Genomic DNA, 25578 nt, shown 5'->3' on the forward strand with positions numbered 1-25578 from the left:
GTGGACGCATCGTCGAGAGTTCACCACAGAACCGTCCACCTTGACGCGGACAGCAGCGGACGCCCCACCGTCCCCGTCATCCCGGGCTTGACCCGGGATCTCCACGACACCCCCGCCACCACCCACACCGAGATCCCGGCCTCCGCCGGGATGACAGACACGGCCGACCGCACCGTCCACCACAAGATGGACGCATCGTCGCGACTACACCGCAGAACCGTCCACCTTGACGCCGCCGCAGCCCCCGCCCACGACAAAGTGGACGGAAAAGCGCGAGTTCAGCACAGAAGCGTCCACCTTGATGTAGGCAGCTGCGAGGACGCCCCTCCGTCCCCCGTCATCCCGGGCTTGACCCGGGATCTCCACGACACCCCCGCCACCACCCACACCGGAATCCCGGCCTCCGCCGGGATGACAAGTCAGGCTGGGCTGGAACCGTCCACCTTGACGCGGACAGCAGCGGACGCCCCACCGTTCCCCGTCATCCCGGGCCTGACCCGGGATCTCCACGACACCACCGCCACCACCCACACCGAGATCCCGGCCTCCGCCGGGATGACACGCCCCCGCCCCACCACGGGGACGCCCGCTACCCCCGGCTGGTGGCTCCGGTGCGCTCCTGCTCGGTGACCAGGTTGACGAAGACGTCCTCGATGGACGGTTCGACCTCGACGACCCGGGCGTCGGAGAACCCGGACGCAGCAAGCCGGGCGCGCAACTCGTCCGCGGTGGTCGGAGCGCCCTGCGGCAGGACGGCGTGCAGGCTGGCGCCGGACAGGTACGCGTCGTCGATGCCGTCGGCGTGCTCCAGCCAGTCGAGGGCGTCGTCGGCCCGCTCCAGCGTGATGTCGAAGATCGGCTGGCTGTGCCGGGCACGCAGGTCCGCGGGGCTGCCGTCGGCGATGATCCGGCCGCGGTAGATGAACGCCAGCCGGTTGCAGTACGCCGCTTCGTCCATGTAGTGCGTGGTCACGAACAGGGTGACGCCGCGGCCGGCGAGCTCGTACAGCAGGTCCCAGAACTGGCGTCGCGCGACCGGGTCCACGCCGGACGTCGGCTCGTCGAGGAACAGCAGCTCCGGGTCGTGGATGGTCGCCGCCCCCAGCGCCAGCCGCTGCCGCCACCCCACGGACAGGTTGCGGGTGAGTTCGTCCTCGCGCCCGACCAGGTCGGCCATCCGCAGCACGTACTCGCGCTGCTCGGCGAACCTCTCCGCGGGCAGGTCGTAGATGCCCGCGTAGAAGCGCAGGTTCTGCTCGACCGTGAGGTCCTCGAACAGCGCGAACTTCTGGCTCATGTACCCGATCCGGGGCTGGACGCGGTGCGGGTGCCTGACGACGTCCTCCCCGAGGGTCCGGACGCTGCCCGCCGCCGGCCGCATCGTCCCGGTGAGCATCCGGATCGTGGTCGTCTTGCCGGAGCCGTTCGGCCCGAGGAAGCCGAAGATCTGGCCGCGCGGCACGACCAGATCGATGTGGTCGACGGCGGTGAAGCTGCCGAACGTCTTGGCCAGACCGCGGACGGAGATGGCCACCTCCTCGGCGGACGGTGTCTGCTCGATGTCGCTCATCGGCACCGTCCTACGCCGTGATCCGGCGGCGGGTGGCCGCGACCGCGATGCTGAAGAGGGCCACCCCGTAGACGGCCAGGATGATCAGGGGCCGAGCGAGGTCGGCGAAGCCGCTCCCCTTCACGAACGACCCGCGCAGCACCTCCAGGATGTAAGTCATCGGGATGAACGAGCTGACCGCCTGCAGCCACCCCGGCATGGCCTCGACCGGGAAGATGAACCCGGACAGGATCATGAACGGCAGCATCAGGAACACGATCACCTGTTGCGCCTGTTGTCTGGTGTTGGCCATCAGCGAGATCAGCAGGCCCAGCCCGATGCTGGTCATCATGAACAGCAGCATCCCGGTGGCGATCACCCACACGTTGCCGTGGAACGGGACGTGGAACCACCCGATGCCGACGCTGGCGACCACGGCGATCTGGACGATCGCGAGCAGCACGTAGGGCGTGATCTTGCCGACGATGTACTCGCCCGCCCGGATCGGGGTGACGAACATCTGCTCCAGCGTCCCGGACTCACGCTCCTTCACCACCGCCTGGCTCATCACGATCATCAGCGAGATCATCGAGATCACCGCGATCAGGCCGGGGACCATCGTGTTGATCGAGTCGAGCGTCGGGTTGTAGAGGACGCGCACCTGGGCGTCCACCCCCGGCCCGCCGACCGACGCGCCCGCCTCGACCATCCGCGCGCTGTTGATCCCCGCGATGATCTGGGACGCGTACGCGACCGCGACCGTCGACACCTGCGAGTCCGAGCCGTCCACCACGACGCCGATCGGGGCGGTCTGGCCGGTGGTCAGCGCGTCCTGGGTGCCCTCGGGAATGACCAGGGCGACCTGGATCCTGCCCTGGTCCATCAGCTGGCGGATCTCCGCCTCGCTGCCCGGTCGCTGAACTACGGTGAAGTACTCCGAGCTGGAGAACGCCGAGTCGATCGAGCGCGAGATGGTCGTGTGGTCGAGGTCGACGATCGCCGTGTTGAGGTGCGAGATGTCGACAGCGACCACGTACCCGAACACGAGCAGCTGGACGACCGGCGCGATCACCAGGATGCCCGCGAGGAACGGGTCCTGCCGCAGCTGGAGGAACTCCTTCCAGATCAGCAGTCGGATGCGGCGGATCATCGGCGTGCCTTCCGTGCGTACATCAGGGTGGACAGCGCGATCAGGATCACGGTGATCACGGTCAGGGCGGCCAGCTCGGGCCACAGCTCGGCGAACCCGGCGCCCTTCAGGAACACCCCGCGCGACAGCGAGACCATGTACCGGGCGGGGAAGACGTAGGAGATCCACTGGACGACCTCGGGCATCTGTTCCAGGGGGAAGACGAAGCCGGACAGCAGGAAGGACGGCAGCAGCGCGATCATCAGGGCCGCGATGTTCGCCGTGTCCTCGGTCGGCGCGACCGCGGAGACGGCGAGCCCCATGCCCAGGCTGGAGAGGATGAACAGCGTCGCCCCCACCGCGAGCGCGACGACGCTCCCCCGCAGCGGTACCCCCAGCCCGAGCACCCCGATGGCCACGATCACGACCACGTCGATGAACGCGAGGATCGTCCACGGGATGACCTTGCCGATCATCAGCTCGATCTTGCGCATCGGGCTGACCTCGAGCTGTTCCTCGGTCCCCAGGGTGCGTTCGCGGACGAGCGTGACGGCGGTCTGCTGGACGGTGACGATCGCGAGGATCACCACCATCAGGCCGGGGATCAGGAAGTCGGACGAGCGCCGGTCGGGGTTGTACCAGGTGCGGATCCTCGGGTCGAGACTGCCCAGGCTGGAGGTGTCGATGCCCTGCTGCTCGGCCCACTCCCTGGTCAGCTCGGTGGAGAACAGCTGGTTGATCGCGACCGAGTACGACCGGCCGACCTTCGCGGAGTTGGGCTCGGTGCCGTCCACGAGCACGGCGAGCTCGGCGTGCCCGCCGGAGAGGATGGTGTGCTCGAACCCGGCCGGGATGATCACCGCGACCTTGGCCGTGCCCTTCGCAAACGCCTCGTCGACGTCGCTGGTGGAATCGCCGTGGGCGACGACGTCGAAGAACGCGGACTGCTCGTAGCGCTGCACGTACTGCTGGCTGGTCGCTGTCCGGTCCTGGTCGATGACGATGGTGGTGACGTTCTCGATGTCGAAGCTCAGCGCGTACGAGAACAGCAGCAGCATCATGATCGGCAGCAGCACGACCACGGCCAGCATCCGCCGGTCCCTGCCCAGGTGGCGGAACTCCTTGACGGTGACGGCCCCGATCCGCGTCAGCCCGTTCACGCCGCGTCCCCCTGGTGCGTGTCGGCGAGGTAGGCGAACACGGTCTCCATGTCTGGGGTGATCGCCTCGATCGCCGCCTCGTGGATCCCGGCGGCGTCCAGGGCGGACGCGAGCGCGGGCGCCGGCTGCTCCGGGGCGTCCCAGAGCACTCGGACGACGTCACCCAGCGGATGGGCCGACAGGACGCCGGGGACGCCGGCGAGGACCTGCGTCGCCGTCCGGGAGTCGCTGGTGCGCACCTCGAGCAGGGTGCCGGGCACCAGCGCCTTGATCTCGGCAGGGGTGCCGGCCTGGCGGATCCGCCCGGAGTCGAGGAACGCGATGTGCGTGCAGCGCTCGGCCTCGTCCATGTAGGGCGTGGCGACCAGGACGGTCTTCCCCTCGCGGTGCAGGCCGGCGAGGATGCGCCAGAACTCGCGCCGCGAGACCGGGTCGACGCCGGTGGTCGGCTCGTCCAGCAGCAGCAGGTCGGGCTCGTGCATCAGGGTGGTGGCGAGCATCAGCTTCTGCTTCATCCCCCCGGAAAGGTGCTGGGCCTGCCGGCCGGCGAACTCGGCCAGCCCCATCGCCTCCAGCAGCCGGGGCGCGCGCTCGCGGCGGGTGGCCTTCGGCACCCCCCGGACGGTCGCGAAGAACTCCATGTTCTCTGCCACCGAGAGGTCGGGGTACATCGAGAACCGCTGCGACATGTAGCCGATCCGCGGCCGCACGGCGGTGGTGTCGTCGGTCACCGACAGCCCGAACACCTCGGCCGTGCCCGCGTCCGGCACGAGGGTGGTCGCGAGCATCCGGATCAGGGTGGACTTGCCGGCGCCGTCCGGGCCGAGCAGCCCGAAGACCCCGCCGTCCTCCACCTCCAGGTCGACGCCGTCGACGGCCACCACCGCCCCGAAGGTGCGCCGCAGCCCGGACGCCCGGACGGCGGGCGCCGCGACGGCCCGTTGCTGTGCGGTCATGGTTCAGGACAGGACGACGTCGACCGGCATGCCGGGCTTGAGCGTCCCAGCCTGCCCCGGGCTTGATCCGGGGTCGCTGAGGGTGACCCGGACCTCGTAGACGAGCTTCACGCGCTGGTCCTCGGTCTGGATCGTGTTCGGCGTGAACTGGGCCGACGTCGCGATGTAGGTGACCTTGCCGGAGAAGGTGTCGGTGCTGGAGTCGGTGGTCGCGGTCGCGGCCTGGCCCACCTTGACGTTCCCGATCTCGGTCTCGACCACGTAGACGCGGGCGAAAAGGCTGCCCGGATCGGTCAGGGTCAGGAGCGTTCGGGCAGCGGACGCGTTCTCGCCGACGTTGACCGTCACCGACGTCACCGTGCCGGCGTGCGGGGCCGTGATCGTGGTGTAGGCGCGCTGGGTGCGGGCGAGCTCGACGGCCGCCTCGGCCTGGGTCACCTTGGCCTTGGCCGCCGTGACGTCGGCGTCGGTGGAGTCGTCGTCGTTCTTGACGTTGGTCAGCGCGGCCTTCGCCGCGGTGACGCCGGCCTTGGCCTGCTGCACCTGCAGCTTCAGCGCGGCATCGTCGAGGGTGACGAGGGTCTGGCCCTTCTCCACCGTGTCCCCCTCGGCGACCAGCACCTTCGCCACCCGTCCCGAGATCGCCGGCGCGACCTGGTAGGTGTCGGCCTCCAGCGACCCGGTCAGGGTGGTGGCTGCCGTGGCCGTCTGGGCGGCGTGGGTCGAGCTCCACCACCACCAGATCCCGCCGCCCACCAGCAACAGCAGCACGATCGCGATCACCGGCCTGGGCGGCCGCCTGCGCGGGGTGTCAGCCATGTTCGTTCATCCGTTCGTCTCGTCGGTCGCCGGCCGGCAGCCGGTGAGGGTGATGTCCACCGGGACGCCGGCGGGCAGTTGTTCCGTGGTGGCGCTGAACTGGACCTCCAGCGCCCTGGTCAGGTGGATCTCGTCTGTGGTCACGTCCGTGGGCGGATAGGTGTACGCGGTGCCCAGCCGGGTGAGGGACGCCTCGACGCCCGCCCCCGCCGTCATCCAGTCGCCCCTCATCGTCGCCGCGTCCCCGAGGCACACCTGCGCGGCCTGCGCCGGCGACAGCCAGGCGGTGACCGTGCTCGGCCCGTCCGGACGGATCTCCACCACGCTCGCCCCGGGCGCCAGCACGTCCCCGGTTCGCGCGGCGGAGACGACCACCCCCGACACCGGGGCGGTGAGCTCGGCGAGGCCGACCTGCACGCGGGCCAGTTCGACCGGGATGCCGGCGGCGTCCGCGCTGATCTCGGCGAGGACCTTGGCGTCCTTCAGGGTGGCGCGCGCGTCGACGATCGCCTCGGCGGCCTCGTCCAGCTTGCGGGAGGCCTGGTTGGCCTTCTTGATCCCGGCGTCGAGCTGGGGCTGCGCCTCCCTGATCTTGGCGATGTTCGCGTCGACGGTCCTGATCGCCGCCTTCAGCTGGGCGATGGCGGCCCTCAGCTCGTCCGGGGTGGGGGTGCCGGGCGGCGGGGTGGGCGGGTAGTTCGCGAGGAGCTGCTCTGCCGCGGCGAGCTTCGCCGTGAGTTCCTTGCGGGCCTTCTTCAGCTGGGTCAGGGCCTTGGCGAGCTGCGTCCGCGTCTTCTTGGCCTTGGAGATCGCGTCGTCGACCTTCTTCTGCGCGTCCTTGACGTCGCCGGCCTTGTCGTAGGTGGTGTTGATCGCGGCCTCGAGCACGTCGACCTGCGCCTTGGCCGCCTTCTGGTCGGCCTTCGCCACGCTGACCTGGGCCGTGAGGGTGCCGTCGTCGAGGCTCGCCACGACCTGTCCCGCGGCGACCGTGTCGCCCTCGCGGACCGTCACCGAGGCCAGCCGCAGCGAAGAGCCGAGCCCGAGGATGGCGGCCGGATCGGTGGCCGTCGTGGTGTCGTCACTGTCCGCGAAGCCGACGTTCAGGTCGACCACGGCGGCGCTGAGGATCGGGACGGTGACGGCGTCGGTGTCGTCGTCCACGGTGCCGGTGACGGTGAACCCGGTGACCGGGGTCGCGGTGCACCCGGCCAGGAGGGCGAGCGCGGCCAGCGCGCCCGCGAGCCGCCTGCCGTTCACTGCGGCGCTCCCGACGACCCGACCCTGCCGTGCAGGAACCCGCTCACGTGTGCCTGGACGTCGATCTCCAGCGTCAGGCCGAAAGAGTCTGCGACCGACTTCACCACGAACGGCATCAAGATCGGTCCGATGAACGCCGGCACCATGGTCTGCGGGGGCTCGTCTCGCAGCACGCCCTCACTCTGGTACCGCTGCATCATCTCGGCCACGGTGGCGAAGAGCCGCTCGGGGCCATGGATCGAGCGGGCCAGTTCCTGGTTGTAGGAGAGCTCGGTGAAGACCACCCACACGACCGGGCCGACATCCTTCAGCGCGGCGAGGTAGGTCTGGGTCAGCCGGGTCAGGTCGGCCTCGATGTCACCGGTGTAGCCGCCGAACGTCCGCTGCACGGTTGCGAACTTCTGCTCGATGGCTGCCTGGATCAGCTTGTTCTTCGTCCCGAACTTGCGGAACAGGGTGACCTCGTTGACGTCCGCGCGCTGGGCGATCAGCCGGGTCGTGGCGCCCTTGAGCCCGCGCTCGCCGAGCACCTGGAGGGTCGCGTCGAGGATCGCGTCCGATGTCGACAGCGACTCGGTGTCCGCCGCGTCCGTCCCGATCGAGGAGTTCATGCCCTCACGGTAGGCCGACTCACGACTGAATGCAAGTGGTTACTTGCTTGCACCGCTGGACGCGCGACGCCAGCGCACCGACACGCCCGGCGGCACGATGGGGACGGTTCCTAACGTGCCGCGCCAGCGCGGACGACGTCCCTCAGCGCGGAGTGAGCAGGGCACCGGCCAGAAAGTGGAGGACGAAGACGAGGGTGACGACGCCCACCAGCAGGTCAGTCCACGTCGCCAGCGATTCCTGGGCGTTCTTGCCCTTCTTGGCGATGTGCATCAGCCCGGCCGCGAGTAGGAACACCCCACCGGCCAGTCCGGCCGGCGCGGCCCAGGCGGGGGCCAGGGCGAGCAGGCCGGCCAGCCCCATCCCGATGTTCGCCGTGGCGAGCTCCCTGGTGACCTGATGCTCGGCGGGCGCGGAGTCCCCCGAGCCGAGAATCTCGGCGGTGGTCTCCGGACGGACCAGCTGGACGGTGCCGGCGACCAGGAGCCTGGTCCCGACTCCCCAGAAGACCCACCACCGCCCGTAGACGTCGATCGGGTTTCCCCCCACCATCACCAGTTCCACGGTGCCGAACACGATCGGCAGCACGACCGTCTGCAGAAGAACGCCGATGAAATAGCCCATGGGCGACAGTCTGAACCCGGCGGGCCCCTCTCTGATGGACGCGGCGTGTGTCTCCGTCGACGCCGCGGCCGGAACCCGACCGATTCGCGGCGTCCCCGATGCGGTGGCGGTCAGGAGGCGCGCGGTCCGACCCCGGCCAGCGCGACCCGTTCGCACGGATTGACCACGAGTTCCCGCCCGGCCGGCTCCAGGTAGCGCTCCTCGTAGTCGGCCACGCCGACGTGGTCCATCAAGGTGAGGTGGAACGCGCCGAGGAACTCGGTGAGGCGGTCCGGGTCGAGCCCGAAGATCCAGTCCTCCCGGCCGCGCGCCGCGGACATGGCCCAGGGGCTCGCACTGTTCAGCATGGACGCGACGATGTAGGTGAACACCAGCATGCTTCCCGCCACCGTCCCCCCGACGAAGGCCAGCGTGGAGCGGACCGCGCGCTCGTCGAGGTACTGCGTGACGCCCTCCCAGACGAACAACGCCGGCCGCTCGGGGTCGAACCCGGCGGCTCGCAGGGGTTCGGACAGCGTCTGGCGGCCGAGGTCGACCGGCAGGTAGCGGACGTCGGCAGCCAGCGGACGGACGCCCGCGAGCGCACGTTGCTTGTCGCGCTGGATCCGGGGCAGGTCGACCTCGAACACCGTGGTGCCGGACAGGGCGGGCAGGCGCTGGGCGCGAGTGTCGAGGCCCGCACCGAGGATCACCAGCTGCGTCTGCCCACTGTCCGCCCAGGCGGTGACGACGTCGTCGATGTAGCGGGCTCGCATGACGATTCCGCCGTAGGTACCCGGCGGCAACGAGTCCAGGAAGGACTGCCGGAGGAAGTCCACCGTCATGCCGGTCGCCGTCATCGGGTCCACCAGCCGTTCGACCACCGGGTCGTCGAACTGCCTCAGCGCGCGGGGCTCGCCCTGCTCGATGAGCCGGCACAGTGCCGCGCCGTGCGCGCCCCAGTTCATGCGGTCATCTCCTGTCGTCCATCAACAGCCGCCGCGCTGCGTCGTGCTCGAGAGCCGCTCCCGGTCAGCCATTCCGCTTGATGGCCTCGAGAACCAGCGCCGTGAGGGCATCCTCACGCAGCTCCCCACCCTCGGGGACGTCGATCGCGCGGACGGTGTTGCCGCTCAGCCGAGCGTTGAAGAGCGAGTTCGGATCAGCCAGCAGAGCACCCTTCGGAAAGGTCAGCCGCACGGCGTTCTTGAGCATCTCGCCGATGCAGACGATGCCGCCGGACGACCACACCGGCACGCCCTCGGGCCTGGACGGCTTCCGCCACTTCACGTCCTCGGTAAGGCCAGGGTCAGCGGCCAGCACGATCTCCCGGAGCCGGGCCAGCGTCGTCCCCCGCCAGTCATCGGCGTGGGCGATGATGGCGTCGACCTCTTGGATGGTGCGTGCCACTGCAACCCCTTCCCGCTGCGGCTGCGGATCGCGAGCTGCGTCCCCGACCGACCTCTGGCCGATCGTACCGACCGGGCCGCCGCTCCCCGCCCGATCAACGCCGACGGTCAACAGGGCCAATGAGCGGTTCGTGCCAATTGATGGTGGTTATGGGGCCCGCCTCCGGCAGCGCCATAACCACCAGGAACTGGCACGTGGCCTCTCACCGACGAACGAGGGCTCAGGGAACGAAGCGAGAGCCCCCGGCAGCTGACGTCGTTCTCCGACGACCTGCTGGCGTCGAGCCACCACCCGGCGGCACGATCGGAACCGTCCCCATCGTTCCTCACCCACGGTCCCTGAGGGGGCCGACGGGTGAGGAACGAACCCGCCGGCCGTCACGAAGGGGCCGCCGTCATCGGGTCCAGCAGCTCGACCACGGGGACCTCGAACTGCCTCAGCGCGCGGGGCATGTGGACGAACCCCGCACGAGCACGATGTGAGTTCGTCCACCAAACAAGGTGGACCAACTCACTTCCACGGCAGATGCTGCGTGTACGCACGATCCAGAGGAGCGAGTGCCGCGCGGGCGCGCACGGCTCCGGTTCCTGTCATCCCGGGCTTGACCCGGGATCTCGTGCGCAGCCCATCGGTCGTTGAGGCCCGTGTCCGTGATCGAGGGCCAGCGTTCGCGTCGAGGGCCACGGTCTGGACGCTGGCTGTGGACGCGAAGGGTGGCTCTCGGCGCTCGGGCGGCTGGGTGTCGGTGAGCTGGTGCGGAGATCCCGGGTCAAGCCCGGGATGACGTGATGCTGCGGTACGCACGGTCCAGAGCAGCGGAGTGGCGCACGGGCGCGCACGGATCGTGCCGCAGCTCAGCTCCCACGGCTCAGGCCAGCAAGTCCCTCTCCGCTTCCCGCGACTCCACCCTGCCGTCCTCAGCGCACCGCGGGATCAGCCGCCGGGAGCAGCAGCTGCGCGGCGAACCGGTCAAGGGACGCGCTGGTGAGCGGCGAGCCGATGGCGTTGAGATGGCCGTGCGGGAGGCCGGCGGCCGTGGTGACCGTGACCTCGACGCCCGCGTCCGCCAGCTGCCGGGCGAACGACTCGCCCGACGCGCGCAGGTCGTCGAACTCGCAGTTCTCGATGTAGGTCGGCGGGTAGTCGCGCAGGTCGGTGGCGTGCCCGGCGAACGCGTAGCCGTCGGCGGCCGCGGGATCAGAGCCCAGGTAGTTCCCGTTCAGGCCGGTCGTGGCCTCGGGCGGGAACCGGAGAACGACCGGGATGCCCGGCAACAGGGCGGCGAGCGCGGGCGACGGCTCGGGGATCACGCCGTGGGCCACCGGGTAGGCGAGCAGCGCCCGGACGGGCGGGACGCCGTCGTCGCGTCCGTGCAGGGCCACGGTGGACGCGAGGCACCCACCGGCGGAGGCGCCGCCGACCGCGAGCCTGGCCGCCTCGATCCCGAGTTCAGCGGCGTGGTCGCGGGTCCAGCGGTAGGCGGCGTAAGCGTCATCGTGCGGCACCGGGTGGTGCACGCCGTCCCGGCATAGCCGGTAGAACACCGACACGACCACACCCCCGGTCCGGGTGACGAGCCCGCGCGCGACCAGGTCGGCCTCGGGCATGTCGAGGTCTCCCCCGATGAAGGCGCCGCCGTGGTACCAGACCAGGCCCACGCCGGACGGTTCGCCCGCGGCGGGACGGTAGATCCGCACCGGGATCGGGCCGTGCGGGCCGGGGAGCTCACGGTCCTCCGTCGTGGCGGACGTGGGCTCGGGCGCCCCGAACGGCGCGTTCCACGCCTCCATCGCCGCGGCCCCGACCGGGTCGGGGTGCTCCCAGTCGAACCCGGTCAGCTCCTCGACGAAGTGCAGGCGCTCCGCGTACGGCTGTGCCCACTCGCCGGTGGGCGTGGTCTCACTCACGGTGGTTCTCCCTGGTGTCGGGCTGCGCGAGCGCGCAGGTGTAGTCGTGTCGTCCGCCGGTCTGGGGGACGCGGGTGCCGTCGGGCAGCACCACGTCCGCGCGCACCCCGTCCGGGAGCGCGACCTCCAGCCGGAACGCCTCCCCTTCGACCTGCCACGCGACCTCGACCTCGCCCACCGGCGTGGTCCGGGCGGCACGGACCCAGTCGATGCCCGGGCCGGGAGTCGGCTGGACGAGGACGCGGGCGAACCCCGCCTCGGCCGGACGGATTCCCGCGACGCCCGCGTAGAGCCAGTCGCACACAGCGCCGAGCGCGTAGTGGTTGAAGCTGGTCATCCCGCCGGGGTTGATCGTGCCGTCGGGGAGCATCGAGTCCCAGCGCTCCCAGATCGTGGTGGCGCCCATGGTGACCGGGTACAGCCACGACGGGCACCCGGTCTGCAGGAGCAGCCGGTAGGCGTCGGCGGCATAGCCGTGCTCGGCCAGCGCCCAGGTGACGAACGGCGTGCCCGCGAACCCGGTCGTGACGAGGTGGTCGCGGGCGCGCACGACCTCGGCCAGCCGCTGCGCCGCGCCGGGGACCTCGGTGTCCTCGAGCAGCCCGAAACAGATCGCCAGCGCGTAGACGGTGGCGCAGTCGGACGTGATGCGGAGCTCACCCGGCTCGTCGGGCCTCCCGGACGTGCCCGGCGCCGCGGCGGGACCGACCGTGACGTAGTGCGCGCGGAACGCCGTCCGCAGCCGGTCGGCCAGCGCCGTCCAGCGGGCGGCGTCGTCGTCCTTGCCGAGGATCGCGGCGGCCTCCGCGGCGAAGGCCACCGACCGGTGGAAGGACGCCGTCGCGACCACCCCCGGGTCCGCCTTCGCCGCCCACGGCTGGTCCGGCGGGGCGTCCGGGTCGAGCCAGTCGGCGAGCTGCATGCCCGCGTCCCAAAGCCCGGACGGCGACAGCAGCGGCTCGATCGAGGCCACGTGCGCGACCAGGCCCGGGTAGTGCGCGGCGAGCCGGTCCCGGTCGCCGTAGGCCTGCCACAACGCCTGCGGCACCCAGGCGGCCGCGTCGCTCCAGATGGCCTGGGAATGGACGTCACTGAACGGCGCGTCCGGCGGGTAGTGGCCGTACTTGAGGATGTCGGGGACCACGACCGGCACGGCGGGCGGGTCGTGGTGGACGGTCTCCTCCGCGACGTCGAGCAGCCAGGAGTGCAGGAAGTCCGCGGTGTCGAACTGGGCGCAGGCCGTCGGCGCGTAGACGGCGATGTCGCCGGTCCACCCGAGCCGCTCGTCGCGTTGGGGGCAGTCGGTCGGGACGGCGAGGAAGTTGCCCTTCTGGCCCCACACCGAGTTGTGCACGAGCTGGTTGACCAGCGGCTCGGAACACTCGAAGCGCATCGTCGGGGTGAGGTCGGAGTGCACCACGACCGCCTCGAGCGCGGACGCGTCCAGCACGCCCGGCCACCCTTCGACCTCGACGTAGCGGAACCCGTGGAAGGTGAACGTGGGCTCGAAGTGGTCCTCCCCGCCGGAGAGGACGTAGGTGTCGGTCGCCCTGGCCTCGCGCAGCGGGCGCGTCCCCAGCTCGTCGTGTTCGAGCACCTCGGCGTGCCTCAGCGTGACGGTCGTGCCGACCGGGCCGCGGACGCGAACCCGGACCCAGCCGACGAGGTTCTGGCCGAAGTCGACCAGCGTCCGGCCGGACGGGGAGGTCCAGATCGCCTGCGGCGCGAGCACCTCGTGCCTGCGCACCAGCGGTCCGGCCTGTGCGACCAGCCGGGCCGCGTCGAACGTCCCGGCCCTGACCTCCAGCGGCTGACCCGGGACGCCGCGCAGCCGGGCGTCCACCAACTGCCCGTGGTAGAGCGAGTTCCCCGTGATCTCGCAGGTGGACGCCGTCCAGTCGGTCGACGTGCCGACCACTTGTCGGTGGCCGTCGGCGAAGTCGATGACGACGACCGCGAGCAGCCCGAGGTCCTCGCCGTAGTTGGCCGCCAGCCCCTCGAAGCCGAAGTCGCCGCGCCACCAGCCGTTGCCCACGCGGACGGCCAGCGGCAGCGGTCCCGCGCTGCCCCGCACGAGGTCGGTGATGTCGAAGGACTGGAACTGCAGCCGCCACTCGTAGGCCGTCCAGCCCGGGTTGAACACCGAGTCGGTCACTGGACGGCCGCCGACGGTCAGTTCGTAGAGCCCGTGCGCGGTGGCGTGGATCGTCGCCGACGAGACCCGCTCGGCCGGCTGGTCGAGGTCGAGGGCCGTCGCGAACTCGACCACGGCGCCGCGGTCGGCGTCGGCGGTGAGGAAGGTGCCCGCGCTAAGCAGGCCGGTGATGTTGTCGCTCATTCGTGTCCCGGGTCGATGGGTTCGTAGTGGAAGCTTCGCAGCAGCGCCGAGCCGTCGCGGGCACCGATGCCGACCATCCGGCCGGTGAACCCGCCGGCGACCTCGGTGGTGAGGTAGCGGCCGTCGAGCCGGGCGAGTTCCGCGGTCGCCTCCCCGTCGCGGTAGCCGAGCACGATGTCGTCCGGGCCGAGGTTCGCCCCCAGCGACCCCGCGCCGGCCGGCGGTTCCGCCGCGAGCACCAGCGCGAGGGCGGACGCCGCCACCGGCGCCTCGGCGACGACGGACGTGAACGGCCCGACCCTCGTGACCACCCGCACGCTGTCCCCGTCCGCCTCGACGGCGTACCAGTGCCGGGAGTCGAGCCGCAGCACGAGCCGGCCGGCCCCCGCGGCCAGGTCGAAGCGGGCCTCCGCCCGCCAGGCCTGGTGCCGGACGCGCGTGCACAGCAGGGACCGGTGGTCGTGACCGGCCTCGCCGGAGAGGGCGAGACCGACCGGCCCGGCGGTGGCGAACCGGGCGGGCTCGCCGGCCGGCGCGACCCAGCGCGGGTCGAGGCAGGGAGCGGCGAAATCGTCGGTGAACCCGGCGGCCGGGCTCCCCGCCGGTTCGGACGGGCGGAACCGCGGCCAGTCGTCGACCCAGTCGACGTCGGCGAGGAACGTCTCCCTGCCCAGGGGCGTGTAGCCGGGGGTCGTGCCCTGCGGGCGGACGCCGAGGTACACGGCGGCCCAGCTGCCGTCGGGCCGCTCGACCAGGTCGGCGTGCCCGACGTTCTGGACGGCGTGCGCGAGCGAGCGGTGGCTGAACACCGGGTTGCCGGGCGCGGATGTGAACGGCCCGGTCGGGTGCGGCGCCCGGGCGACGCTCACCGCGTGGCCACGCTCGGTGCCGCCCTCGGCGATGACCAGGTACCAGTACGCGCCGCGCCGGTACAGGTGCGGGCCCTCGGGATAGGCCAGGCCGGTCCCCGTCCAGACGACGCGGGGCTCCTCGAGCAGGCTGCCGGTGCCCGGGTCGATCCGGGCCTGCGCGATCGCGCCGCCGTGCGGGAAGCTGCACCAGGTCAGGTAGCACTCCCCGTCCGGCCCCCAGGCGAGGTCGGGATCGATGCCGATCGCCCCGGCGGTATGGACGGGCTCGCTCCACTCCCCCGCGGGGTCGTCGGTGGACACGATCAGGTGGCCGCGGCCGAACGCGCTCATGTTGGTGGTAACGAACCAGAACCGGCCGTCGTGGTGACGCAGCGTCGAGCCGAAGATGCCGCCGGAGTCGCGTCCGTCGCCGACAGGGAACTGCGAGCGCCGGGTGAGGATGTTCCCGACCGGGCTCCACGACGCGAGGTCGGACGAGCGCCACAGCGGTGCGCCGGGGAAGTACTCGAAGCTGGAGTTGGCCAGGTAGTACTCCTCCCCGACCCGGCAGATCGTCGGGTCCGGGTGGAAGCCCGCGATGACCGGGACGCCGTCCGCCACGGTCGTCACACGCTCAGGGCCGGCACCGCCAGCGAGGCGCCGTTGGTGCGCGCGACGTCGCCCAGCCAGGCCGCGGACGGCTTCGGCGTCCGCTGCTGGGTGGCGCGGTCGACGGCGATCAGGCCGAACTCCGGGCGGTAGCCGAAGATCCACTCGAAGTTGTCGAACGCGGTCCAGGCGATGTAGCCGCGGACGTCGACGCCGTCGGCGATGCACTCGGCCAGACCCTCGAGGGCGGCCTGCGTGTAGGCGATCCGCTGCGCGTCGTCCTCGGTGGCCAGCCCGTTCTCGGTGACGAGGACGGGGACGCCCGCCACCCGCCACGCCTCGCGGACCGTGTGGGCCAGCCCCTCCGGGTAAACCTCCTCACCCTGCTGGTTCACCTCCACGCCGGGCTCGGGCTCGAGCAGCCCCTCGGCGCCGAACACGTGGCGTCCGTAGTTCTGGATGCCGACGAAGTCGTCGCCGCGGGACGCCTCGAGGAACCGCAGGTTGGCCTCCTGCCGAACCGCGTCGGCGACGGCCTCCCCGCCGGGCGCGGCCTGGACGTCGGTGTTCGCCAGCGTCCAGCCCACCGGGAGGTCGGGACGGATCGCCTTGATCGCGTCCCTGCCGGCCCGGTGCGCGGCCAGCTTGATCGCGAACCCGGTCTCGGTGGCGTTGAACTGGAACGGGGCCACCTTCGCCGGCTCGATCCCCAGCGCGGCCGCCACACCCACCCACACGGGGATGTGGACGCGGGCCTCCGGCGGCTCGCCGGTGATCCCCATCGCCTTGAGCAGGTAGGGCAGGTTGGGCTCGTTCAGGGTGCACGCCACCCCGATCAGGTCCCCCAGGTGCCGCATCGCCCCGTCGCAGAAGCGGGCGAACCGCTCCGGCGTCCGCTCGTCCTCCCAGCCGCCGTCGGCCAGCAGCCAGCGGGGCGAGGCGAAGTGGTGGAACGTGACCACCGGGGTGAGCCCGTGCTCGTGGCAGGCCACCAGCACGTCCCGGTAGTGGTCGAGCTCGGCGACCGAGAACTCGCCCGGGGCCGGCTCGATCCGCGCCCATTCGAGCGAGAACCGGAACGTGTCGAAGCCGAGCGATGCGACCAGCGCGATGTCGTCGCGGTAGCGGTGGTAGTGGTCGACCGCGTCCCCCGACGGCTCGGCGAAGATCGTGCCGGGCACGTGTTCGAGCAGCCAGATGTCGGAGTTGGTGTTGTTGCCCTCCACCTGGTGCCCGGCGGTGGCGACACCCCAGCCGAAGCCGTCAGGGAATGCGTTCATGGGATTTCCTCTCGTTTCAGTGTTCAGTCGTGGGACGCGCCGCCGGTCAGCGGACGCCCTTCACCCGGTAGACGGCCAGCGCGCCCAGCCCGCAGAGCAGCGCGCACAGGCCCCACAGCATCAGGTAGTTGTGGCCGGCGCCGATGCCCAGCACCGCCGGGGCGATCAACGGGACGACGATGCTCGGGATGGAGAGAGCCAGCTGGAACACGCCCATGTCCTTGCCGACGTCCTTGGAGTTGGGCAGGACGGACGCGCACAGCGCCAGGTCGACGGTCAGGTACATCGCCTGGCCGACGGCGAACACGAGCCACGCGACGATGAACTGCTCGAAGGTGCGGGCGGTGCCGCCGATCAGCAGCGCGGCAGCCATCAGCACGGCGGCGCCGGCGACGAACGGCTTGCGACGTCCGACCTTGTCGGAGACCCACCCGGAGAAGGTGAAGAAGAACACGCTGACCGGGGCCGACAGCAGGCTGAGGAAGCCGGCGTTCGCGCCGGCGTGGGGCAGGTCGAGGCCGAGGCCGTCGATCATGAAGTAGATGAAGTAGGTGAACATGCCGGTCATCGCGACGCCGGCGAGGAAGCGGGCCAGCCACACCCAGCCGAAGTCGGGGTGCTTGCGGGGGTTGACGATCAGGTTCTTGAACAGGCCCGCGACGTCGAGCGCGGGCACGTCCGCCTTCGCCTTGGCCGGGTCCTTGTAGAGGAAGATCAGCGGCAGCGAGCAGACGATGGCCAGCAACACCGGCGCGGTCATCATGAAGAAGGGGACGCCGACCAGCGCGGCGGCCAGGTACGAGCCGGCCGACATCGCCAGCGCGCCGAACATGCCCATCAGGCCCATCACCTTGCCGCGCATGTTGTCGGGGACGCCCTCGACCGGGATCACCGCGTACGAGCTGAACGCCAGCTGGGCCACCGAGATGCCGACGATGTAGCTCACGACGATCACCGGAATGGACGCCACCCCGCCGATCAGCGCCATGCAGACCAGCGCCAGCGCGAGCATTCCGACGATCCAGGGACGACGGCGTCCGAACCGGCTGGTGGTCCGGTCCGACAGCGCGCCGCCGAGCGGGATCAGCACCAGTTGCAACAGCGCGGCCATCGAGACCGCGAGGCTGAGCGAGGTCTCCTTGGTGTCGGGGGCGATCGCCGCGATCCGCAGGGACAGTGCCGTGCTCAGCGTCAGCATCATGATGTACATGCCGGCGGCGGCGATCAGCACCAGCGTGATCGTCTTGCGGTAGTTCTGCGGGAACTCCGGTGCCAGCGCACCGGTGCCCGCCTCGGGGCTCTCGATCGCCGTGGCGATCGTCTCGCCGGGCCCCCCCGCCTGGGGAGTCGTGATCTGTTCACTCATCAGGGTTCCTCTGCGTTGAGGGGAGCCACCGCCACCTCGCCGTGGTCTCCGGTTTCGGACCACCCCCACCGGAGCGGTCGCGGATCAGCCTAGACGAACCTTTACCAGATTGGAATAGGTTTGGCGAAGATCTTTTCCAGATCGGTTCAGGTTGAGTGGATAGGCTGTGCCCATGACCCTCGTCGACGATGCCCGGAGCGGGACGCCCGACCGTCCGCCGCGGCGTCGCGCGAGCTACGCCAACGGCGAGCGGACGCGCGCAGCGCTCGTCCAGGCGGCCTTCGAGGTGTTCGCCGAGCAGGGCTTCCAGCGGCTCTCGATCCGCCAGATCGCGGAGGCGATCGGCACCAGCCACACCGCGCTGCTGCACCACTTCGGCTCCAAGGACGCCCTGCTCGAGGCCGTCCTCGCCCACCGCGAGGAGCTCGAGGGACCCGAACGGGCCGAGCTGATCGCCGAACGGGGCCTGCTCGACGCGGTCCCCGAGGTGATGCGCCACAACGCCACGGAGCGCGGCGTCATTCAGTTGGACACCACCCTCCTGGTCGAGGCCATGCACCCCGACCACATCGCCCACGACTTCGTCCGCGAGCGCGACCGCGCCTTCGTCGCGTCCGTCCGCGAGCAACTCGAGCGCGAGAGGGAGCTCGGCCGGCTCCGCGATGGCCTCGACCTCGACCTCGTCGCACGCCTGATCACCGCCCAGGTCGAGGGCATCCAGCTCGCCTGGCTCGCCGACGACAGCATCGACATGGCCGCCCACCTCGAGGCCCTGATGGACCTCCTCCGCGCACCCGGCGCCTGACGCCGGGGCGGAGAGGGCGCATAGCCGTCCCCCTGCCGCGTCATGCTCCGGCTCGGTGTCAGGTTGTGGTGGTTATGACGCCGCTGAAACCGAGACCCCCGAGCACGTGTCAGTCCGTGGTGGTTGTGGAGGGGTGCCGGACGCCTCAGAACGACCACCGACTGACACGCACTCGAGATCGGACCCCGCACAGCCTCCATAACCACCGCGAACTGGCACGAACCTCGCGCTGGACGCCGCCCTCCCGCTCGCCCACCACCGTCGTTGCGACCGTCCGGCCTTCGGCCCGGATGATCGGCATTGGCCGGTCGCCGCGTTGCTGACGTCCTAGGCTGACGGCGTGGACCCCCTCACCGCTGTCGGCGACCCGGCCTGGCGGCTGTTCGAGCAGGATGGCCTGCTGCTCGTCTCGGCGGGGACGGACGAGGTCTGGCTGGTCGACGACGTCCCCGGCAGCATCGCGAACGAGCTCCTGGCCTGCTGGAGCGATGCTCCGCCCGTGCCCTCGACCCTTTCGCCGGCCGCGCAGCTCGCGCTGGCGCAGCTACGGTCGCTGGGCGCGATCAGGCCGGGCACCGACCTCCCCCGCGACCCGTCCGTCGGGCTCGTCGTCGTCGGTGTCCCCGTGACCGGTCTCGCGGACGCGCTGGGGAGCCTCCGTCCGCTGGTAGACGCCCGCGAGGCCGACGTCGTCGTGCTCATCCGCACGTCGGGCCGCTGGGACGAGGCCGTCGCCGCAGCGGCCGAACTCGTGCGGCGGAACGTGGTCCACCTGTTCGTCGACCTCGCCGCGCACCACACGGTCTCGCTGGGCCCCCTCGTCGCACCGGGACACGGGGCCTGCGTGGGCTGCCTCGCGTCCCGCGTGGGCTGGCGCTGGGGCGACCCGCCGGTCCCCGCCGAGCCGGGCGCCGCGGACGCCTCGGCGGGCTCCGTCGTCGCGGGTCTGGTCCACCGGCAGCTCGACCTGCTGGCCGCGGGTCGGTTCGAACTCGCCGATCGCACCGTCTCGATCGACCTGGCCACGCTGGTCTCGACGTCCAGCCCGTGCCTGCGCACCGCCCGCTGCAGCCTGTGCGCCGAGGTCGTCACCGACGGGCGGCTCGATCTCCCGTGGCTGCGGTGAGCGACCTCCTCGCTCGCGCCATCGGTTGGCGCGCGGGGACGGGCGTCGCCGCCGGTCCGCTCCCCCGCGGCCTGGCCGATCCGGACCTGCCCCAGTGGTCCGCGTCCGAGCACCCCGGCGAGGGGGGATCCCCCTGCGGCGGTGCGGGCTGGACGGACGACGACGCCCGCCGCGCGGCGATCGGCGAACTCCTCGAACGCGCCGGCGCCGGCGTCAACCCGCTCCCCACACTGCCGAGGGCCGCGATCCCGCCGGCCGAGCGGGTGATCGGGCTCGACGACTTCCACGTCCACTCCCGGACGCAGCGCGCCGCGCCCGGCTTCCCCTTCGCCGCCGCCTGTGCCGAGGACCGCTTCGTCCGCTTCTTCGACCTCGCCGACAACACCCCGGTGTGGGTGCCGGCCACCCTGGTGGAGCTCGGCCACTCCGGGCCCGGCCTCGCGACGTCCTCCGGGCTGGCCGCAGGGCCGGGTTCGCTGCCGGCGCTGCTCCGTGCCGTCCAGGAACTGGTCGAGCGCGACGCGCTGATGACCACCTGGCTGTTCGGGGTCGCCGCGCGCCGGGTGCGTCCGCCCGCCCTGGTCGCCGAGCTGGCCGGCCCGCTGCACGCGGACGTGACCGTCCTCGACCTCACCCCCGCGTACTCCCCGCACCCGGTCGCGGCTGTGGCCGGCACCGCACCGTCGCGGGGACGCCACCGCGCCGGTGTCGGCGTGGCCTGCCGGTCCTCCTGGGAGAAGGCCGTCGAGAAGGCGCTGCTGGAATGGGCCCAGGCGGTCACCTTCGCCGGGATCACGACGGCGGGCGACCCGCCCGGGCTCCGGCCGGAGCCGGACTCCGTCACGTCCTTCGACGAGCACGCCCGCTACTACACCCGCCGCCCCGACGCCTGGGCCGCGCTGCCCTGGTGGACCGGCCCGGACGCGTCGCCGCCGCCCGACGCCCCGTCCGGCACCGACGCCGAGCAGCTGGCGACGCTGGTCCCGCAGCTGCGGCAGCGGGGGATCCGGCTGTTCTACCGGGACCTGACCGTGGTGGACACGGCGGCGTGCGGCGTCCGGGTGGCCCGCGTGGTGAGCCCGGACGTAAGCCTCATCCACGGCGACGACAACTGGCCGTTCCTCGCGCTGGAGCCCGATCGCGCAGCCCGGCTCTACCCGGGCCTGCCGGTGCGGACGAGGTTCCCCAGCCCGTTCCCGCACCCCCTCGGCTGACGGCAGCCACCTCCCCGCGCGGCACGGCGGGCGAGTTCGGCCGCAATTCCCCACGGTCGGCCGGGTCGTCAGGCAAGAATGGGCGCATGGCCACCGTGCGCCTCCACAGTCAGCACCACCCCGCGGGCGACCTTCGTCCGGCCACCCCCACGTGCTGCAGCTGTTCGTGCTGCTGCGTGGGCGCCGCCGTGGGGACGCTGGCCATCCTCCCGGTCATGATCGTGCGCTCCGCGATGGACCAGCCGGCCGCACCGGCCACGACGGCGGCGGCGGCGTCCGGCGAGGTCTCGGACGCACCGGAGCCCGCGCCTACGACAAGCGCCCGGCGGCTCAGCCCGTGGGTCGAGGGCCTCGCTGCCTTTGCGCTGGCCGCCGTGCCGTTCCTCGTCTGGCTGCTGCTTCCGGAAGGCGGCGGCGTACTCATGGTCGTCGCTGGCCTGACCATCCTCGCCCTCACGGCCTGGGCGGCCAGCCGGTCACTGAGCGCCAACCACTCGATCTCGCCACCATTGGTGACCACCTTTGCCGTCCTGCCGCTCGCGATCGCTGTGGAGTTCTACAGCGCCACGCAGTCCGAGTACAGCTACGCGGTGACCGCCACCGTGATCGGAACCGCGGTGTTCGGGCTCGGCGCGCTGTACCTGTGGTCCGCGCGGCGACCGTGACGGACGACTTCTGGACGGCTTCGGCGATCACGCCGGTCGCCCAGAGCGCGTTCGGGGCGCGGATCGCGGCCTTCGACCCGGGCGCCCCCGTCCCCGACCCGTGGAGCCGGCCGGGCGAACTCGTCCCCCTTCCTCCGACAGCCGACCCGCTGGACGAGGTCGTGCGGAACCGGCGATCAGGCCGACAGTTCGCACCGTCTCCGCTCTCGGCGGACGACCTGGGCGCCGTCCTCGGTGCGCTCGCCGCGGACGCGGACGGCCATCGCAGCTACCCCGCCGCGGGCGCCCTCTACGCCGTCACGGTGGTCGCGTGGCTGTACCGGGTCGAGCACCCGCTCCACGGGCGCACGGTGCAGTTCGATCCCTTGCAGCGCGCCCTAGTCGACCTCGGCCCGGCGCCGACGTGGGCCGAGGAGTCGGTCGCGGTGACCGGCGAGCCCGCCGGCGACCCGCCGCCCGTCCTGCTGGGCCTGTTCGCCAACCTCGACGTGCTGCGGGCGAAGTACGGCGACCGCGGCGACCGGTTCGCGCTCCTCGAGGCCGGGGAGATCCTCCAGGTGCTCTCGCTCGCCGTCGCCGCGCGCCACCTCGCGGGCTACGCGATCGGCGGCAGCGTCGACCAGCGGATGATAGCCCTCGCCCACCTGCCGGCCACGGGCGCCCGGTTCGTCATCAGCTACGCGTTCGGACGACCAGCCTGAGCCAAAGGCCCGGACCAGCCGCCCTCACCGCCCAGGGAAGAGCGGCACCACCAGGAGTTGCTGGAGCTTGGCCTGCAGCACGTCGCCCATCAGGGACGGGTCGGGATCGAGCAGCCACTGCACCTGCAGGCCGTCCATCAGCGCGACGACGGCCCTGGACTCGGCGCCGGGGTCGGCCCCCGGCACGAGGAGTCCGGCGCGCTGCGCGCGGCCGAGGACGCTCTCGAAGCCGGCAACCGTCCCGGCGTAGCGGCGGACGAAGTAGTCGTGCGCCGGATGGTCGGGGTCGCACGCCTCCGCAGAGAGCACCGCGTAGAGCGAGACGAGGTGGGGCACGGTCGCGTTGTGGCGGCTCAGCCGGACCCAGGCCCGGATCGCCTCGATGCCGGTCGGGTCGTCGACGCCGGAGTGGAACCGGGCCTGGTCCTCGGCGTCCCTGCGCGACAGGACTGCTTCGAGGAGCGCCTCCTTGGAGCCGAAGTGGTGCAACAGCCCGGTCCGGGAGATCCCGACGTGCTGGGCGATCTGCAGCACGGTCGCGTGCCGGTAGCCGACGCGGGCGAACAGCTCGGTGGCGGCCTCCACGATCTGGTCGCGGCGCGCGCGTCCGGTCGCGTAGCCCTCAGCGCGTGACGTCATCGTCGCTCCTCCCACTCCTCGTCGGCCGGGGCACCCGCGACGGCGCGTGAGCGGAATTGCTCGCTCGATGCTCCCGCAGGCCCGAATTCCGGCCTTCTGCAGCATCCAGCGCGCAATTCCGCTCAGCGACCTGTACGGACCCGCCAGCGCGGGTTACCGCCAGCCCACCAATCCCGACACAGTTGCACATATTGGTGCTAGTCTGCCACCCACCAGCCACGAACGAGGAGGTTCGCCATGACCGCGCCCTACACCGACGCCACCCTGACGCCCGAGGAGCGCGCGGACGACCTGCTCGCACGCCTGAACCTGGTGGAGAAGGCCGGCCAGCTGAGCCAGTTCTTCTACTTCGGCACCGGCGAGCTCCCCGACGAGGAGACCCTCGCCCTGTTGCCCGTGGGGGAGCAGGAGATGGCGCGCCAGCCCGCAGCGGTGGAGGCGGAACTGGACAAGGGCGGGGCCGGCTCGCTGCTGTTCGTGAAGAACGCGGCGCTGGCCAACCGGCTGCAGCGCAAGGCGATCGAGGGCTCGCGCTTCGGCATCCCGCTGATCTTCGGCTTCGACGTGATCCACGGCCTGCGGACGATCCTTCCCGCGCCGATCGCGCTGGCCGCGTCCTGGAGCCCGGAGACCATCGCCGCCGGCCAGGCGGTCGCCGCCCGTGAGGCCCGCGCGGTCGGTATCGACTGGACGTTTGCGCCGATGGTCGACATCGCCCGCGACCCCCGCTGGGGACGCATCATCGAGGGCGCGGGCGAGGACCCCGTCCTCGGCGCCGCGGCGGCCGCCGCGCAGGTGCGTGGCTTCCAGGCCAATCTCGACTCCGGTGAGGGTGTGGTCGCCGGACCCAAGCACTTCGCCGGCTACGGCGCTGCCCGCGGCGGCCGCGACTACGAGGACTCCGAGATCTCCGACTCCGAGCTGCACAACGTCTACCTGCCGCCGTTCCGCGCGGCCGTCGAGGCGGGTGCGGGCAACATCATGAGCGCGTACATGGACCTCAACGGCGTCCCCGCGTCCGGCAACCGCTGGCTGCTGACCGACATCCTGCGCGACGAGTTCGGCTTCGACGGCTGGGTGGTCTCGGACGCGAACGCGGTCCGCTCGCTGGAGGTGCAGCACTTCGCGTCCGACCTGACCGACGCCGGGGCGCGCGCGGTGAACGCGGGCCTGGACATGGAGATGTGCATGTACGACCCGGCCTTCAACCGGCTGCCCGCGGCGGTCGAGGCCGGTCTGGTGGAGGAGGCGACGATCGACACCGCCGTCCGCCGCGTGCTGGTGGCGAAGTTCCGGCTCGGCCTGTTCGAGAACCCGTACGTGGACGAGGACGCGGCCGCGGGGATCCTGGCGACGCCCGAGCACCGCGAGGTGTCGAAGCAGGCGGCGGAGAAGACCTTCGTGCTGCTGAAGAACGAGGGCGTGTTGCCGCTGGATGCGCAGACCTCGATCGCGGTGATCGGCCAGCTCGGCGACTCGCCGCGCGACATCCTCGGACCCTGGGTCTTCGACCACGACCTCGACGAGACGGTGACGATCCTTGCCGGCCTGCGGGCCCGCGCCGGTGAGGGTGTCGAGGTGTCCTACGCGCCCGGCGTCCGCGTCGCGACAAGGGTGTTCGCGTCGATGTTCGACGGGATGGACCACGGCGTGCCGACATCGCCCGACGACTTCGACGACGACGCGGAGCTCGCCCGCGCGGTCGAGGTCGCGGCCGCGGCCGAGGTGGCGGTGGTCGTCGTCGGCCAGAACCAGAACCTGATCGGGGAGAAGGCGTCCACGTCCACGCTGGAGCTGCCGGGACGCCAGCTGGAACTGCTGCAGAAGGTGGTGGCGACCGGCACGCCGACGGTGGTGCTGGTGATGTCGGGGCGTCCGCTAGACCTGCGCTGGGCGGCGGAGAACGCGCCGGCGATCCTGCAGGTGTGGTACCCGGGCACCCGGGGCGGGGACGCGGTCGCGTCCGTGCTGTTCGGGGACGTGGCGCCGGGCGGCAAGCTGCCGCTGACGTGGGTGCGGACGGTCGGCCAGGTGCCGATGGTCTACAGCCACTACCGGACGTTCCAGCCCGAGTCGGCCGACGAGCGCTACTGGGACGAGGCGTCCACGCCGCTGTACCCGTTCGGCCACGGCCTGTCGTACGCGACGTTCAGCTACGGCGCGCCCGTGGTGTCGCCGGCGGAGATCGGCGTCGGGGAGTCCGCGACGGTCAGCGTCGAGGTGACGAACACGTCGGAGGTCACGGCCGACGAGGTCGTCCAGCTGTACCTCCACCAGCGGCACGGCGAGTCGACGCGCCCGATGCGGGAGCTGAAGGGGTTCGAGCGGGTGACGATCGAGGCCGGGGCGACGGCCACGGTCGAGTTCGAGCTCGGCCCGGACCAGCTCCGCTACTGGAGCGCGGTGTCGCGCGCCTGGCGCCAGGACGCGACGGAGTACGACGTCTGGATCGGCGGCTCGTCCGCGGTCACCGACGCCGCGCCGGGCGCGGAGCTGCGCGTCCGCGCCTGACGGGGAGCGCCGGCGGAGGAAGCCCACCGGGCGGAGGGTGCGCCCTCCTCGCGGGAACCCGAGACCTCTAG

Annotated in this window: 22 protein-coding genes; 6 read left to right on the top strand and 16 right to left on the bottom strand. The window is 71.6% G+C overall.

Annotated elements, in window-relative coordinates; all coding sequences use genetic code 11:
* Positions 1-589: 589 nt before the first annotated feature.
* From QM779_RS11225 to QM779_RS11295, 15 genes are all read right to left on the bottom strand, one after another.
* Positions 590-1570 (bottom strand): ATP-binding cassette domain-containing protein, encoded by a 981-nt coding sequence (locus QM779_RS11225; RefSeq protein WP_428535200.1) that lies wholly within the window; start codon positions 1568-1570, stop codon positions 590-592.
* Between the two features lie 10 nt (positions 1571-1580).
* Positions 1581-2699, bottom strand: a complete 1119-nt coding sequence (locus tag QM779_RS11230; RefSeq protein ID WP_428535202.1) for an ABC transporter permease — start codon at positions 2697-2699, stop codon at positions 1581-1583.
* Positions 2696-3838 (bottom strand): ABC transporter permease, encoded by a 1143-nt coding sequence (locus tag QM779_RS11235; protein ID WP_428535204.1) that lies wholly within the window; start codon positions 3836-3838, stop codon positions 2696-2698. Before QM779_RS11235 ends, QM779_RS11230 begins: the two co-directional genes overlap by 4 nt.
* Complete coding sequence (locus QM779_RS11240) at positions 3835-4794, bottom strand: ABC transporter ATP-binding protein (RefSeq protein ID WP_428535206.1); 960 nt, start codon at positions 4792-4794, stop codon at positions 3835-3837. The genes QM779_RS11235 and QM779_RS11240 overlap by 4 nt, the downstream gene beginning before the upstream one ends.
* 3 nt (positions 4795-4797) lie before the next feature.
* On the bottom strand, positions 4798-5613 hold the full coding sequence (locus QM779_RS11245) for an HlyD family secretion protein (protein WP_428535208.1): 816 nt from the start codon (positions 5611-5613) through the stop codon (positions 4798-4800).
* Positions 5614-5619: 6 nt separating this feature from the next.
* Positions 5620-6873, bottom strand: a complete 1254-nt coding sequence (locus QM779_RS11250) for an HlyD family efflux transporter periplasmic adaptor subunit (protein ID WP_428535210.1) — start codon at positions 6871-6873, stop codon at positions 5620-5622.
* The gene (locus QM779_RS11255) at positions 6870-7484 is read right to left on the bottom strand and encodes a TetR/AcrR family transcriptional regulator (protein WP_428535212.1); all 615 of its coding nucleotides are present in this window, start codon (positions 7482-7484) and stop codon (positions 6870-6872) included. Before QM779_RS11255 ends, QM779_RS11250 begins: the two co-directional genes overlap by 4 nt.
* Positions 7485-7626: 142 nt before the next feature.
* Positions 7627-8106, bottom strand: a complete 480-nt coding sequence (locus QM779_RS11260; RefSeq protein ID WP_428535214.1) for a DUF6790 family protein — start codon at positions 8104-8106, stop codon at positions 7627-7629.
* A gap of 110 nt (positions 8107-8216) precedes the next feature.
* Complete coding sequence (locus QM779_RS11265) at positions 8217-9053, bottom strand: class I SAM-dependent methyltransferase (protein ID WP_428535216.1); 837 nt, start codon at positions 9051-9053, stop codon at positions 8217-8219.
* 64 nt (positions 9054-9117) lie between these two features.
* Positions 9118-9495, bottom strand: coding sequence for a DUF1801 domain-containing protein (locus QM779_RS11270; RefSeq protein ID WP_428535218.1), 378 nt, complete (start codon positions 9493-9495; stop codon positions 9118-9120).
* Positions 9496-10412: 917 nt separating this feature from the next.
* Entirely contained in the window at positions 10413-11402 is a 990-nt protein-coding gene (locus QM779_RS11275; RefSeq protein ID WP_428535220.1) for an alpha/beta hydrolase, read from the bottom strand.
* Positions 11395-13740, bottom strand: coding sequence for a family 78 glycoside hydrolase catalytic domain (locus tag QM779_RS11280; RefSeq protein ID WP_428535222.1), 2346 nt, complete (start codon positions 13738-13740; stop codon positions 11395-11397). Before QM779_RS11280 ends, QM779_RS11275 begins: the two co-directional genes overlap by 8 nt.
* A complete protein-coding gene (locus tag QM779_RS11285; RefSeq protein WP_428535224.1) occupies positions 13737-15221 on the bottom strand; it encodes a family 43 glycosylhydrolase in 1485 nt (494 codons plus the stop codon). Before QM779_RS11285 ends, QM779_RS11280 begins: the two co-directional genes overlap by 4 nt.
* Entirely contained in the window at positions 15218-16480 is a 1263-nt protein-coding gene (locus tag QM779_RS11290) for a glycoside hydrolase family 1 protein (protein ID WP_428535226.1), read from the bottom strand. The genes QM779_RS11285 and QM779_RS11290 overlap by 4 nt, the downstream gene beginning before the upstream one ends.
* 46 nt (positions 16481-16526) lie before the next feature.
* On the bottom strand, positions 16527-17846 hold the full coding sequence (locus tag QM779_RS11295; protein ID WP_428535228.1) for an MFS transporter: 1320 nt from the start codon (positions 17844-17846) through the stop codon (positions 16527-16529).
* Between the two features lie 172 nt (positions 17847-18018).
* Between QM779_RS11295 and QM779_RS11300 the strand changes: the two genes are divergently transcribed.
* The 5 genes from QM779_RS11300 (at position 18019) to QM779_RS11320 (ending at position 22357) form a co-directional block, all read left to right on the top strand.
* Entirely contained in the window at positions 18019-18651 is a 633-nt protein-coding gene (locus tag QM779_RS11300; RefSeq protein WP_428535230.1) for a TetR/AcrR family transcriptional regulator, read from the top strand.
* A 340-nt stretch (positions 18652-18991) separates the two neighbouring features.
* Positions 18992-19777, top strand: coding sequence for a hypothetical protein (locus QM779_RS11305; RefSeq protein ID WP_428535232.1), 786 nt, complete (start codon positions 18992-18994; stop codon positions 19775-19777).
* The gene (locus tag QM779_RS11310) at positions 19774-20991 is read left to right on the top strand and encodes a YcaO-like family protein (RefSeq protein WP_428535234.1); all 1218 of its coding nucleotides are present in this window, start codon (positions 19774-19776) and stop codon (positions 20989-20991) included. The genes QM779_RS11305 and QM779_RS11310 overlap by 4 nt, the downstream gene beginning before the upstream one ends.
* A gap of 86 nt (positions 20992-21077) precedes the next feature.
* Positions 21078-21656 (top strand): hypothetical protein, encoded by a 579-nt coding sequence (locus QM779_RS11315; RefSeq protein WP_428535236.1) that lies wholly within the window; start codon positions 21078-21080, stop codon positions 21654-21656.
* Complete coding sequence (locus QM779_RS11320; RefSeq protein ID WP_428535238.1) at positions 21653-22357, top strand: SagB/ThcOx family dehydrogenase; 705 nt, start codon at positions 21653-21655, stop codon at positions 22355-22357. Before QM779_RS11315 ends, QM779_RS11320 begins: the two co-directional genes overlap by 4 nt.
* A gap of 24 nt (positions 22358-22381) precedes the next feature.
* Here the strand turns inward: QM779_RS11320 and QM779_RS11325 are convergent, their stop codons facing one another.
* Positions 22382-22996, bottom strand: a complete 615-nt coding sequence (locus QM779_RS11325) for a TetR/AcrR family transcriptional regulator (protein ID WP_428535240.1) — start codon at positions 22994-22996, stop codon at positions 22382-22384.
* A gap of 237 nt (positions 22997-23233) precedes the next feature.
* Here QM779_RS11325 and QM779_RS11330 point away from each other — a divergent pair, with 237 nt between their 5' ends.
* On the top strand, positions 23234-25507 hold the full coding sequence (locus QM779_RS11330; protein WP_428535242.1) for a glycoside hydrolase family 3 N-terminal domain-containing protein: 2274 nt from the start codon (positions 23234-23236) through the stop codon (positions 25505-25507).
* The last annotated feature ends 71 nt before the right edge of the window (positions 25508-25578 follow it).

This window comes from Propionicimonas sp. (assembly GCF_049840635.1).
In the GTDB taxonomy this organism is placed as follows: domain Bacteria; phylum Actinomycetota; class Actinomycetes; order Propionibacteriales; family Propionibacteriaceae; genus Propionicimonas.